Origin of the sequence: Amycolatopsis sp. MtRt-6 (assembly GCF_017308975.1) — a bacterium.
GTDB lineage: Bacteria > Actinomycetota > Actinomycetes > Mycobacteriales > Pseudonocardiaceae > Amycolatopsis.
Genome location: NZ_JADWPD010000061.1, coordinates 1 through 12,624 on the forward strand (window position 1 = coordinate 1; position 12,624 = coordinate 12,624).

Genomic DNA, 12,624 nt, shown 5'->3' on the forward strand with positions numbered 1-12,624 from the left:
CGCCCCACTGTGGCCTTCGGTGCGTTCAACGCACCGAAGGCCACATTGGGTGCGTTGAACGCAACCAAGGCCACCTTGGGGCGCTCGGATCCGGGCTACTTCTTCAGGCCGTGTTCGATGGCTTCGATGATCCGCGGCCGCAGCTCGGCCGCCGAGATGATCGCGTCGACCGAGCCGACCTCGACCGCGCGCTGGATGCTGTGCACCCGGTCGAACTCCGCCGCCACCTCGCTCACCTTCTCCGCGCGGACCGCCGACTGGACCTCGGCCAGCTGGGCGCTCAGCGCCGCCCGGGCCGCGCCGCTCGCCGCCGCCACCTGGGCCTGCAGCTCCGTCACGCGCGGGTCGTTCGCCGTGCGGTTGTTGACCTCGCCCGCGAACACCACCGCCGCCGCCGGGGCGCCGCCCAGCACCGAAGCGAACGAGCCCTCCAGGGCCAGCACCGTCATGTTCGGGTTGAGCGCCTTGGAGAACACCACGAACGCGCCGCCGTGGTAGCGCGAGATCACGCAGAACACGATCGGGCCCTCGAAGTTGACGATCGCCCGGCCGATCTCCGCGCCGTACTCCAGCTGCAGCTTGCGCAGCGACTCCGGCGAGCCGTCGAAGCCCGACAGGTTCGCCAGCACCACCAGCGGCCGGTTGCCCGACGCCGCGTTGATCGCCCGCGCCGTCTTCTTCGACGACCGCGGGAACAGCGTGCCCGCGGTGTAGGTGTCCGGGCCGTCGGTGGGCGGGAAGCCGCGGCGGGGCACCGAACGCGACTCGATGCCGACCAGGCAGACCGGGCGGCCGCCGATGTGGACGTCCTGCACCGCCGCGGTGTCCGCGTCGGCCATGCCCGCCCAGCGTTCCAGCACCGGGTGGTCCTGGTCGGACAGCGCGCGCATCACCGTGCGGATGTCGAACGGCTTCTTGCGGTCCGGGTTGTGCTCGGCCGAGAAGATCTCGCCGACGGTCGTGAAGTCGCTGCCGTCGATCGCGTGCGGGTACGGCGAGACGTCGCGGTCGACCGGGTCGTTCGTGCCCACCTTGCGCGGCCCGGACTCGCCCGGCACGACGTAGGTGTGGTCGTAGTACGACATCAGCACGTCCCGCGCGGCCGGCAGGTTCGGCGCCCAGTACTGCGCCTGGCCGTTCGGGCCCATGACGCGGTCGTAGCCGCCGATGCCAAAGTTGTCCTCGGCCGACACGCCACCCGAGAAGTCCAGCGCCTGCTTGCCGGTGAGCACCATCGCCGAGTCCGGCGTCATCACCAGGATGCCCTTGGTGTGCATGAGCATCGTGGCTTCGGCGTTCCAGTACGGCTGGGCGCCGACGTTGATGCCGTTGACCACGATGTTGATCTCGCCGCCGTCCTGGGTGAACGTGACGATCCGCTTGAGCGCCGCGGCGACCCAGTCCATGTTCTCGGTGCCCGAGGTCATCGAGATCCGCGCGCCCGAGGACAGCGCGAACCACTCCAGCGGGACCCGCATCCGCTCGGCCAGGTCGAGCGCCGCGATGACGCGCGAGCACTCCGGCTCCGACAGCGCGCCCAGCGACTTCGTCGGGTCGCCGAGCAGCACGACGCGGGTGACGCCTTCGGGGTGCCGCTCGGTCGGGGTCGTGACGACACCGGCGACGATCGCCGCGGTGTTCTTGCCCTTCGGCCGGTCCACGGGCACCAGGACGCCGGCGGCGTCCAGGTCGTGCTCGGTGAACGTGCCCTCCGGGCCGGCGAGCAGGCCGGTGAGCTCGTACGGGTAGACGGTCCCGCGCCGCGCCGCGCGCAGCACCTTCAGGCGGTAGTCGTCGTGCGGCTTGACCGGCTCGGTCGACGGCGCCTCGACGTGCAGCCGCGCGCCCTGGCCGGGGTCGAGGGTGATCCGGACGGCGAGCTCGGTGAGCTTGCCCGCGTCCGTGCGCCGCCGCGCCAGGAACTGGACCTCCTCCAGCCCGGCGCCCACCGACGTCGGCAGGATGCGCTGGACGAGGGTGTTCAGCTCCTCGGTGGTCAGGTCGGTCGGCGGCCAGACGTACATCATGACCCGGTTCGTGTCGAACCGCTTGTGCTGCGGCCGCTGCGCCTGGATGTTGCGGATCGCGTCGAGGCAGGCGGTGACGGCGTCCTCCAGCGCGGGCAGCGCGACCAGGCGTCCGTCCGCTTCGCGCAGCGGCGTCAGGTCGCGGACCTGGCCCATCGCGACCAGCCGCTCGTCGGCCGGGTTGGTCTTCGCCGTGGCCTTGAACAGGTAGATCTCCTCGTCCGCCGACGGCAGGCGGGTGAGGTCGAACTCGCGCAGCCGCTGCAGCTGCAGGCGCTGGGCGATCTGCGGGTGCAGGCCCCGGATGACCCGGTCTTCGGTGAAGCCGTCCCCTTCGCGCTCGAAGGTGAAGTGGTGGTGCATCACCGCGCCGCCGGTGCCGGCCACGGTGACCACGATCCGGCGCACGCCCGCGGGCAGCGGCGTCCCGGCCAGCAGCGCGCCGAGCCGCTCCGCGGTCGCGTCGACGTCCGGCTGGTCCTCCCAGCGCAGGTAGAGGTCGGCGACCACGCCGTCGGTGGCCACCTCGCCCAGCGCGCGCAGGGCGCCGGGCAGCTCGGCGATGTCGACGGCGGTGGTGACCAGCGGCAGCACGCCGTCGGCGGCGTTGAGCTCGGCGGTCAGCCAGCGGTGCCCGCCGGCGTCGCGCACGGCGACCCCGGCGAGCCGCCGGTTGCCGTAGTAGCGGCGGGTCAGGACTTCCAGCAGCGGCGCGTGGTCGCGGCCCGGCCGCCCGATCCGCTGCCCGATCAGCCGCACCAGGGGCTGCGAGCCGGTGATCATCGCCTGGATCCGCTCGGCGCGGTCCGGCGCGTCCGGGTGCTGGTCGAGGTAGGTCAGCTCGGTGCGGACGGCGGCGTAGACGCGGGCGCGGTTGCGGCGCAGCAGCGGCTGGGCGAACCAGCGGAAGACCACGCCGCGGGCCAGGTCGGACACCGCGGGGAAGCGCACCTGCGTGGCCTCGACGACGTGCTCCAGGACGAGCCCGGCGCGCTGGCTCAGCGCCTCGGCCGGCGGCGCGCCGGTCAGCCACTGCTTCAGCAGCTCCGAGACGACCGCGACGTCGGCCGCGGTCCGCTGCAGGGCCAGGAAGATCCGGAAGACCGCGGCCTCCAGCTCCGGCGTGCGCTCCAGATCTTCGACGCCGTAGTGCGCGAGGACGTGCTTCAGCTTCGCCTGGAAGTCTTCGCTGACGCCGGCGCGTTCGACGTCGAGGCTCTGCAGGTAGCTGTGGAAGAACTCGCGCGGGCTGTGCACCGCGCCGTTCGGCACGGTGTCCTCGCCGCCCGGGGTGTTGCGGCTCAGCTCGGACAGGTCGGCGAAGACGGTGAGCAGCTCCAGCTCGCCCTCCACCGGCCGGTTGCCCAGCTCGGTGCGGGCCTCCAGGTAGGTGGCGACGAGCCGCTTGCGCTCGGCCGGTTCGACGTCGAAGCCGAGCAGCAGGCTGCGGAGGTCCTGCAGGCCGCGTTCGACGCGCTCGGCCGCGGACACGCCGTCCGGTACCGACGGCAGCTCGATCTCGACGGTTTCCCCGGTGTCGGCGGCTTCCTCGGCGGCGTCGTCGGCCAGCGGTTCCAGGCGCATCAGCGGCGCGCCGGTCTCGACCTGGCTGCCGACCGACACCGGGCATTCGCGGACGCGGGCGCGGAACGGCGCGCGCAGCACCGTCTCCATCTTCATGCTCTCCAGCACGAGGATCGGCGCGTTCGCCTCCACCTCGTCGCCGACCGCGAGGGGAGTGGCGACGACCAGCGCGGGCGCGGGGGAGCGGACGACGCCGCCTTCGTCGCGGCTGACGCGGTGGGTGACGCCGTCGACCTCGACGAGGTGGATCGGGCCGTGGGTCGCCGCGACCAGCCGGAAGCGCCGGCCGTTGACCAGGATCTGGCCGCTGTGGGCGTCGAACCGGTCGATCTCGATGTCGGCGTGGTGGACCTCGGACGCCCCGGCCGAGACACCGACGCGGAACCGGCTGCGGCCGGCCCGGGCCACGGACACCCGGTAGCCGACGCCGCGGAGCTTGAGGTCGAGGGGACGGCCGCTGTCGTGCTGGACCTGCGGGCGGCCGCCGTGCGCGGTCGACAGCAGACGCTGGACGGAGACCTCTTCCTCGTCCTGGTAGGCCTCGATGGCGGCCGCGGCGAGCGCGATCGCGGAGTGCCGGTGGGTGACCAGGCGGCCTTCGGCGCGGACGCGGTCGATCCAGCCGGTGTCGGCGCTGGCGTCGATCACCTCGGGCTGGTCGAGCAGGTCGAGCACGAAGCTCTTGTTGGTCGCGCCGCCCTCGATGATGACGGTGGTCTCAGCCAGCGCGCGGCGCAGCCGGCCCAGCGCCTCGTCGCGGTCGCGGCCGTAGGCGATGATCTTGGCGATCATCGAGTCGAAGTCGGCGGGGATCGTGTCGCCCTCGCTGACGCCGGTGTCGACGCGGATGCCGGGGCCGGCGGGCAGGGCCAGCCGCGCGATGCGGCCGGGGGAGGGCGCGAAGTCGCGGTCGGGGTCTTCGGCGTTCAGCCGCGCTTCGACGGCGTGGCCGAGCTCGGCCGGCTGGGTGCCTTCGAGCTTGCCGCCGCCGGCGACGTGCAGCTGCAGCTTGACCAGGTCGGTGCCGGTGGTGATCTCGGTGATCGGGTGCTCGACCTGCAGGCGGGTGTTGACCTCGAGGAAAGCGAACAGCTTCTCGCCCGGGTGGTAGAGGAACTCGACGGTGCACGCGCCGCGGTAGCCCACGGCCACCGCCAGCCGCTCCGCCGACGCCTTCAGCTCGGCGGTCTGCTCCGGCGCGAGGACCGGGGAGGCGGACTCCTCGATGATCTTCTGGTTGCGCCGCTGCACCGAGCAGTCGCGGACGCCGAGCGCCCACGCCGTCGCGCCGTCGGAGATGACCTGGACCTCGACGTGCCGGGCGCCGGTGACCAGGCGCTCCAGGAACACGACGCCGGAACCGAACGCGCGCAGCGCTTCGGAGCTGGTGCGCTCGTAGGCCTCGGCGAGGTCCTCGCCGGAGGCGACCATGCGGATGCCGCGCCCGCCGCCGCCCGCGGTGGCCTTGAGCATCAGCGGATAGCCGATCTGTTCACCGGCCTTGAGCGCGTCTTCGAGGGTGGCGACCTCGCCGCGGCTCCACGGCGCGACCGGCACGCCGACCTCTTCGGCGATCAGCTTCGCGCCGATCTTGTCGCCGAGCTTGCGCATCGCGTCGGCGCTCGGCCCGACGAAGGTGACGCCGACCTTCTCGCACAGCTCGGCGAAGGCCGGGTCCTCGGCGACGAAGCCCCAGCCGACCCAGGCCGCGTCGGCCTTCGTCTCGACCAGCGCCTGCTCCAGCTTGGCCAGGTCGAGGTACGGGCGGGCCGAAGCCGGGCCCAGGTCGTAGGCCAGATCGGCCTCACGGACGAACGTGGCGGTGCGGTCGGCGTCCGTGTAGAGGGCGACCGTCTCGATTCGCGTCCCGGTTTCCGCCGAAAGATCCCGGACGGCGTGGATGAGCCGCATCGCGGCCTCTCCGCGGTTGACGATGGCGACACGACTGAACACCGGCTGAGCCTCCCAAGTACCCCACGTGCAGCAGGCGACGTACCCGTCCTGGACGTCGCCTGCACCTGTCTACACCCTGGTGGATGACGACGCGGGGGACCAATGTCCGCCATGGCGCATGCCGGGGCGGCTCAGTTGTGGGAACCCGACAAAAAGCGACCCGCGCCACACCCTCCGGACCGGCTTTCACGCGAGGTCTGCCACAAAGACCCCTACGGCCGGGGAAACAGGGGATGGCGCGCGGGCGTCAGGAGGCGAGCAGGACGTCCGAATCGAGAACTTGGCCCAGTTCGCGGCGTTCGGCTTCCGAAAGCGGGACGGCGGCGACCTCGCACCGGCCGTCGGGCCCGGGTGCGGTGGTGATCGCCAGCACGGGCCGTCCGTCGATCTCGCGCACCGTGACCCGGCCGCCGCACGCCAGGTCGACGGTGACGCCCGGGCGATCGCGATGCCTGCCCAGCCAGCGGCCGACGAAATCGAAGGTCATCGTGGTCTCCCCTCGGTCCGGTGCACTCCCCCTGGAGTACAAGTGCTCCTTGGTGATGCCCCGGATACCTCGGGTTTACACCCGAATGGGTGTAACGGCGGGCCGGCACCCCCCGACGCGGTGCCGGCCCGTCAGCATTCCCGGTGGTCAGCGCAGGGGTGCCGCCAGGACGTACCGCTTCGCGAGCCCCGCGCCGCAGTCGACCTCGACGGTCCGCCGGACGACCGGCGCGCCGTCGTCGCCGCGCAGCGCGTACCCGACCGCCGTCGAGTCCGGGATCGTGCGGACCTCGGCGGGCACGCGGCCGCCGGCGGACAGCCGGCGCAGCAGCCGCTGCAGCGGGGCGTCGAGCGCCTCGTCCACAGTGGACGGATCGCGGGAGGCGTCGTCGGCCGACGGCGGCGCGACGGGCGTGCCCTCGCTCAGCCGCTCGACTTCGCGGGTGGCGTCGACGATCGTCGTCACCGTGCCGGCACCGTCGATACCGACCCGCACCTCGCCGAGGCCGGGCGTGACGACCGGGTGGCCGTCGACCAGCTGCGTGAACACGACGTGGGTCTCGCGGACCCGCGGGTCGGCGACGTCGCCGGCCGTGCCACCGGCGTGGTACTGGTGGCGCACCTTGTCCGCGACCAGGTCGACCCGGTCGGCCAGGCCGAACGTCTCGACGGCGTCCTGGGCGATCCGGACGGCTTCGTCCGCGCTCGGCGCGTCCCGGCCGGTGCCGTCGGCGTCGGCGAAGGTGATCTCGCGGACGCCGCGGTGGTCGATGCTCAGGCTCGGCCCGTCCTGGCCGGCGCCCAGCACGACGCCGTGCGGGCCCAGCGCGTCGTCGGGCACCCCGCCGCCCAGCCGGACGCCGTAGTGGCCGGCCAGCTCGGCCAGCCGCGACGGCGAAAGCCGCTGCGGGGCGAACCGGGCCGTCTGCGCCGAGCCCGGCAGCTCAAGCCGCGGCGCCCGGATGCTCTTGGCGGCGTCGTACCAGGTCCACCACCACCAGTTCTTCGACGCGGCGGCGGTCGAGAAGGTCCCTTCGTTCCACAGCCGGTCCTGCGCTTCGGCCTGCGTCGCCCCGCACGCGACGGCCGAGGGCGCCTGGTGGTGGTCGATGTCCCACGACGCGTCCAGCCACGCCTTGCTGAACTTGTGGCCGTTGCCGTTCCACTTGCTGAAGAAGTAGGCGCCGTAGTGCGGGCTGTCGACGCTGGTCGTCTCGAAGCCGAAGATCATCCGCAGGCCGAGGTTGGCCGCGTCCCAGGTGCGGATCGGGCTGTGGCCGCCGGCGATGCGCAGCGAGAGGCAGGTGGAAAAGAACAGGTAGCGCGAGACCTCGTTGCCCAGCCGCATGTCGGCCGAGCTCGCCCAGGCCGACCCGCCCCAGGTGCCGCCCATCGGCATCGAGAAGACGCCGTTTCCGTCCATCGTGCCGTGCCCCGAGTGGTACTCGGCGACGCAGGCGTCGAAGCCGTAGGTGCCCTGCCAGGCGTCGTACTGCTCGCCGTAGATCCACGACAGCACGCCGCCGTCCCGATACCAGAAGTTGGGCGCGGTGAACTGCTTGACGTAATTGTAGAAACCACCGGCGTCCTCGTGGGTGTAGGAGAGGTCGGTGATGCCGGGCGGGAAGTCCTCGATGGAGCAGACGCCGTACCGGTTGGCACCCCGGTCGGCGGCAACCCCGGTCCCGGCGAACGGATCGGCCGAGGTCAGCGCCCGCGCGGCGGCGGGCGCACCCGGTGGCGCGGTGACCACGCCGTTCTTGAGCAGTGCCATGATTCCTCCCCGTGGGTGGCAGAATGCAGCGATCGGACGGTAGCCGTCAAAGCGGTGAAAACAATCGGATACATCTTTTTGCCACACCTTCAGCGCAATTTTTTCAGCGCTGCACCGATTCCGTGGGAATTTCCCGGTTCCGGGGTGCTTCCGGTCAAAGTGGACAGCACCGCGACGGGCAGGGCCGGGTTGGCCGCGGCGGCGGTGACGACCCCGTCGTCGGCGTGCCCCAGCAGGACCACAATGGACTCCGCGACCAGGCCCGGGTGCCGGGCGAGCACGCGCAGGGCGCGGACCGGGGCACCGGCGAGCAGTGCCCGGGCGAGGTCCGCGGGGCAGCGCGGGTTCTCCGCGATCCGGGCGGAAACCGCCGGCCCGTGGCGGGCGAGGGTCCGCAGCTGCGCGGGGGTCAGGGCGGGGTTCGGGGCGACGGCCCGGGCGACGCCGGCGTCCGGGTCCTCGGCGAACCGGGTGACGAGGTCGTGCGGAAGATCGGGCCGGACGGCGACCAGCCGTCTGACCTGGGCCGCGGGCGAGCCGGCGAGGAGCCGCAGCTCGGCTTCGGTCGCGGCGGCGACGCGCGGTACGAGGGTGCGCCCGATCCTGGTCCCGGGCGCGAGCCGGGCCAGCAGGTCGAGCGGGACGTGCGGGTTGTGCGCGGCCGCGTGCCGGATCTCGCGGCCGCGGTCGCGGGTGAGCAGCCGCGGCAGGAACCCCACGGCGGCCGGGTTGCGCGCGAGGTCCCACCGGACACCCGGCAGGTCGTCCTCGGCGAGCTTCGCGTAGACGTCGCCGGCGAGGTCGGTGCGGGACGCCATCGCCCAGCGGACGAGCGCGGGGCCGTCGGCGGGCAGGCAATCCGGTGGGGTGGCGGGGTTTCCGGCCAGGGCTGTGAGCAAGTCGGCGAGCAGGTCGGTGGGCGCCGCCCCCGGTTCCCATGCTACCGGTGACCGCCGACAGTTTCCGGCCTCGCGGGCGAGGCGGCGCAGGAGGTCCGGGGGTGACTGCTCGTTGGCGGCCAAGGCGCGGCGGACCGCGTGGCGGGGGTCCGCGGCCAGCCGGGCGGTCGGCGGCCGGCACCGGGCCACCGAAGTGACCACGCCGAGCTCCGGGTCCGCGGCCAGCAGGTCGATGATCGGTTCGGGCAGCGGGAACCGGGCGCTCAGCTCGGAGCGGATCACCGGGTCGGGGTCGCGGGCGAGCCGCTCGAACCACGCCGGGTCCGCGTCCGGGTGTTCCAGCACCGCCAGCCCGCGCCAAGGATCGCCGAAGGGGACGTCGGCGGGGCCGAGCAGGCCACGGCCGAGCAACGGGTACAGCACACCGGGCCCGCAGCGGGCCGCGAGCGTCCGGGCGTGCTCGCGGGTGAGGTCCGCGCGAGCGGCGAGGATCGGCCCCAGCTCGTCGTCGGCCGTCTCGACCAGGCGGGCCAGCAGGTGGGCGGGCAGGGCGGGGTTGGCGGCCAGGCCGCATCGTGCCGGGGTCATCCTCTTCTCCGAACGTCCCGCCCGGTGCGGAACAGAGCAGGATCGCGGAGGTTCCGCGGCGTCGCAACCGGTTTACGGCCGGGAGGCCCGGACGGGAAGGGAGAAGCCGGCAGCGCCCGCGGGGGCGCCCCCGGTTTCCACGCTACCGGAGACCACCGACAAAACCGGGCGGCGCGGATCTCCGCCACCCATGAGGCGCGCCCGGCGCCGGCGGAAGCCATGCTGACCCGATGGATCTGGGGCAGGTGGCGTCGGCCGCGCGGAAGATCTTCTCCGCCCGGCTCGTCTACGGGGAACCGGTCGAACGCGACGGAACCGTCGTGATCCCGGCCGCGGCCGTCTTCGGCGGTGGGGGTGGCGGCGGGGACGACACCGGCGCCCTCCCGGTGCGGGAAGGCGCGGGCTTCGGGGTGTTCGCCCGGCCCGTCGGCGCCTTCGTCGTCCGGGACGGCGGCGTCACCTGGGTGCCCGCCGTCGATGTCACGTGGCTCGGGCTGGCCGCCGCCGTCACCGCTGTCGCCCTCGCGAAGGTCTTGGCGAAGCGCGGCTGACTCCGTCGAAAGTTCACCGCCGGTTCGTGTCCGCGTTCGCCTGACGCGCCTAGCGTCGGATGCGGAGGTGCGCATGAGTGACTTCAGCCGCCGGGCGCTGCTGCGGGCCGGTGGGGTGGCCGCGGCCGCCGGGATGCTGCCGGGCGTGGCGTTCGCCGATCAGCCGAGTGGCACCGGCAGCCGGACCCGGACCGTCACCGGCACGCTGAAACCCGACGTGCCGGACTGGTACTACCTGCCCGTCGACGTCCCGCGCGGGGTGCGGCAGATCGACGTCGGGTACTCCTACGACAAGCCGCCGGTGCCCGCCGGCACCCGCGGGAACGCCTGTGACATCGGCATCTTCGGGCCCGAGGGCCACGACCTCGGCAACGCGCGCGGCTTCCGCGGGTGGTCCGGCGGCTTCCGCGACCGCTTCTCGATCAGCGCGTCCGAGGCCACGCCCGGCTACCTGGCCGGGCCGATCACCCCCGGCCGATGGCACGTCGTCCTCGGCCCCTACACCGTCGCGCCCCAAGGCCTGAACTACCGGGTGGACATCACGCTCACCTTCGGCCCGGACGGCACGCCGTTCACGCCGAACCCGGCGCCGGAAACCGCTCCGGCGCGGGACAAGGGCCGCGCCTGGTACCGGGGCGACAGCCACCTGCACACCGTTCACTCCGACGGCCGCCGGACGCCGGAGCAGCTCGTCGCCGACGCGCGGGCCGCCGGGCTCGACTTCATAGTCTCCACCGACCACAACACCTCCAGCTCGCAGCTGGTCTGGGGCGACTACGCCACCGACGACCTGCTGATCCTCAACGGCGAAGAGGTGACGACCCGGTCCGGGCACTGGCCGGCGATCGGCCTGCCCGCCGGCACCTGGCTCGACTGGCGCTACCGCGCGGCCGACCCGCGGGACTTCCGGCGCTTCACCGAGCAGGTGCACCGCGCCGGCGGCCTGGTCACCGCGGCCCACCCGTTCGCGAACTGTTTCGGCTGCACCTACGAATTCGCCTACGAGCTCGCCGACCTGGTCGAGGTCTGGAACGGCCCGTGGACCCAGGACGACGAGGCGAGCGTCGTCCACTGGGACGGGTTGCTGCGCGGCGGCCGCTTCATCCCGGCGATCGGCGACTCCGACGCGCACAACCCGGACCAGCGGGTGGCCCTGCCGCACACCGTCGTGCTCGCCGACCGGCTGCGCCGCCGGGAACTGCTGGCCGGGCTGAAGGCCGGGCGCTCGTGGCTGGCCGAGTCCGCGGCGGTCCAGCTGGATTTCACGGTCTCCGGCGGCGGCGCGAGCGCGGGCATCGGCGAGCGGCTCGCGGCCGGCACCGGGACACCCGTCACGGTCAAGGCGGTCGTGGCCGGCGTGCCGGGCACGACGGTGACGTTCCTCGACCAGCTCGGCCCGGAACACACCGAGCCGATCGGCGACGCCGGTGCGGCGACGGTCACCTGGACGACCTACCCGCGCTACAGCCGCTGGGTGCGCGTCGAGGTCCGCCGCCCGGCCGGCGGCTCGAACACGACGGTCCCGAACGCCATGGTCGCGATGTCCAACCCGATCTTCCTCGGCACCGCCCACTGAACCCCGGCCGGTGCACCGCGTCCTCCCATTGGGCAGACTGGTGCGAACGGGTGAAGGGGAGGCAGGGTGCGCGGTTGTGGCCTGAAGCTGGCCATCGTGCTGGGCGCGGTGATCGTGCTCGTCGCGGGGATCGTCGTGGTGGTGGCGTTGACGCGCGACTCGGTTCGGACGCCGGGGTGCACGGTGGCGCTGCCGGGCGACGACGCGACGGCCTACACGTTCACGCCGGAGCAGATGAACAACGCCGCGACGATCTCGGCCGTGGGCACCAAGCTGGGCCTGCCGGCCCACGCGGCGACGGTCGCGCTCGCGACGGTGCTGCAGGAGTCGAAGCTGCGCAACCTCGAAGGCGGTGACCGCGACTCGGTCGGGTTGTTCCAGCAGCGGCCCAGCCAGGGCTGGGGCACCATCGCACAGCTGCGCGACCCGGTCTACGCGGCGACGGAGTTCTACGAGAAGCTCGAGAAGCTGGCGAACTGGGAGACGCTGCCGATCACCGAAGCGGCGCAGGCGGTCCAGCGCTCCGGTCACCCGAACGCGTACGCCCAGTGGGAGCCCCAGTCCCGCGCCATGGCGGCGGCGTTCAACGGCCAGTTCCCGGCCGTGCTGACCTGCCGCAACCTGACCCTGGCGGCACCGGCGGACGTCGCGGCGGCGGCGACGGAGGAGCTGGGCACGTCCCGCCTGAGCGGCCCCCACCCGGCGGCGCAGGGCTGGATGTACGCGACCTGGCTGGTCGGCCGCGCGGAGGCGCTGGGCGTGGACAAGGTGAGCTTCGCCGGCCAGACATGGACGGCGGAGTCGGGCGCCTGGGCCCAGGACGAGGCCGCCGGCCAGGATCTCGCGTTCCACCAGACGGCGGCGGCCCAGGCCGGCCAGTAACGCCCCGCCGCAAGCACCCCAATGGGGTTGTTTCATCGTGGTTGTGGCTGGTCGGGGGTGTTGGGTTGGTGGTGGTTGCCTGTGGTGGCAGGAAGTGGTGCCGGGACCAGCGTGGCGGATCTGGAGATGGGTGAAGCCCTCGGCAGGATCGAGATGTGAGTCAACCACCCGCCGAGGGCTTGTCAAGCCCCGGGTTTCGTGGAGAGTGGATTAGCTGGTTTCCTGGGTTGCGGTGACCGGATGGGTCATCGCGTGTAGCGCCTCGTACTCGGCGGGCGGGACGTGTCCGAGCTCGCCGTGCAGG

General features: G+C 72.9%; 7 protein-coding genes. 3 read left to right on the top strand and 4 right to left on the bottom strand.

Translation table 11 applies throughout. From position 1 onward, the window contains the following. Nucleotides 1–95 precede the first annotated feature (95 nt). The 4 genes from I4Q55_RS48585 to I4Q55_RS48600 all read right to left on the bottom strand — a co-directional run bounded on the left by I4Q55_RS48585 (nucleotide 96) and on the right by I4Q55_RS48600 (nucleotide 9,311). Nucleotides 96–5,564, bottom strand: a complete 5,469-nt coding sequence (locus I4Q55_RS48585) for a biotin carboxylase N-terminal domain-containing protein (protein ID WP_206797816.1) — start codon at nucleotides 5,562–5,564, stop codon at nucleotides 96–98. A gap of 247 nt (nucleotides 5,565–5,811) precedes the next feature. Beyond that, the gene (locus I4Q55_RS48590; RefSeq protein WP_206797819.1) at nucleotides 5,812–6,051 is read right to left on the bottom strand and encodes a hypothetical protein; all 240 of its coding nucleotides are present in this window, start codon (nucleotides 6,049–6,051) and stop codon (nucleotides 5,812–5,814) included. 147 nt (nucleotides 6,052–6,198) lie between these two features. Beyond that, nucleotides 6,199–7,824: a DUF6345 domain-containing protein gene (locus tag I4Q55_RS48595; RefSeq protein WP_206797820.1), complete on the bottom strand. Its 1,626-nt coding sequence runs from the start codon at nucleotides 7,822–7,824 to the stop codon at nucleotides 6,199–6,201. Nucleotides 7,825–7,913: 89 nt separating this feature from the next. Continuing rightward, on the bottom strand, nucleotides 7,914–9,311 hold the full coding sequence (locus I4Q55_RS48600) for a hypothetical protein (protein WP_206797822.1): 1,398 nt from the start codon (nucleotides 9,309–9,311) through the stop codon (nucleotides 7,914–7,916). 230 nt (nucleotides 9,312–9,541) lie between these two features. Here I4Q55_RS48600 and I4Q55_RS48605 point away from each other — a divergent pair, with 230 nt between their 5' ends. The 3 genes from I4Q55_RS48605 (at nucleotide 9,542) to I4Q55_RS48615 (ending at nucleotide 12,320) form a co-directional block, all read left to right on the top strand. Further along, nucleotides 9,542–9,862 carry a spore germination protein GerW family protein gene (locus I4Q55_RS48605; protein ID WP_206797824.1) on the top strand — a complete coding sequence of 107 codons (321 nt, stop codon included), beginning with the start codon at nucleotides 9,542–9,544 and terminating at the stop codon, nucleotides 9,860–9,862. Between the two features lie 67 nt (nucleotides 9,863–9,929). Next, a complete protein-coding gene (locus I4Q55_RS48610) occupies nucleotides 9,930–11,438 on the top strand; it encodes a CehA/McbA family metallohydrolase (protein WP_206797826.1) in 1,509 nt (502 codons plus the stop codon). Between the two features lie 93 nt (nucleotides 11,439–11,531). Continuing rightward, nucleotides 11,532–12,320, top strand: a complete 789-nt coding sequence (locus tag I4Q55_RS48615; RefSeq protein ID WP_206797828.1) for a hypothetical protein — start codon at nucleotides 11,532–11,534, stop codon at nucleotides 12,318–12,320. The last annotated feature ends 304 nt before the right edge of the window (nucleotides 12,321–12,624 follow it).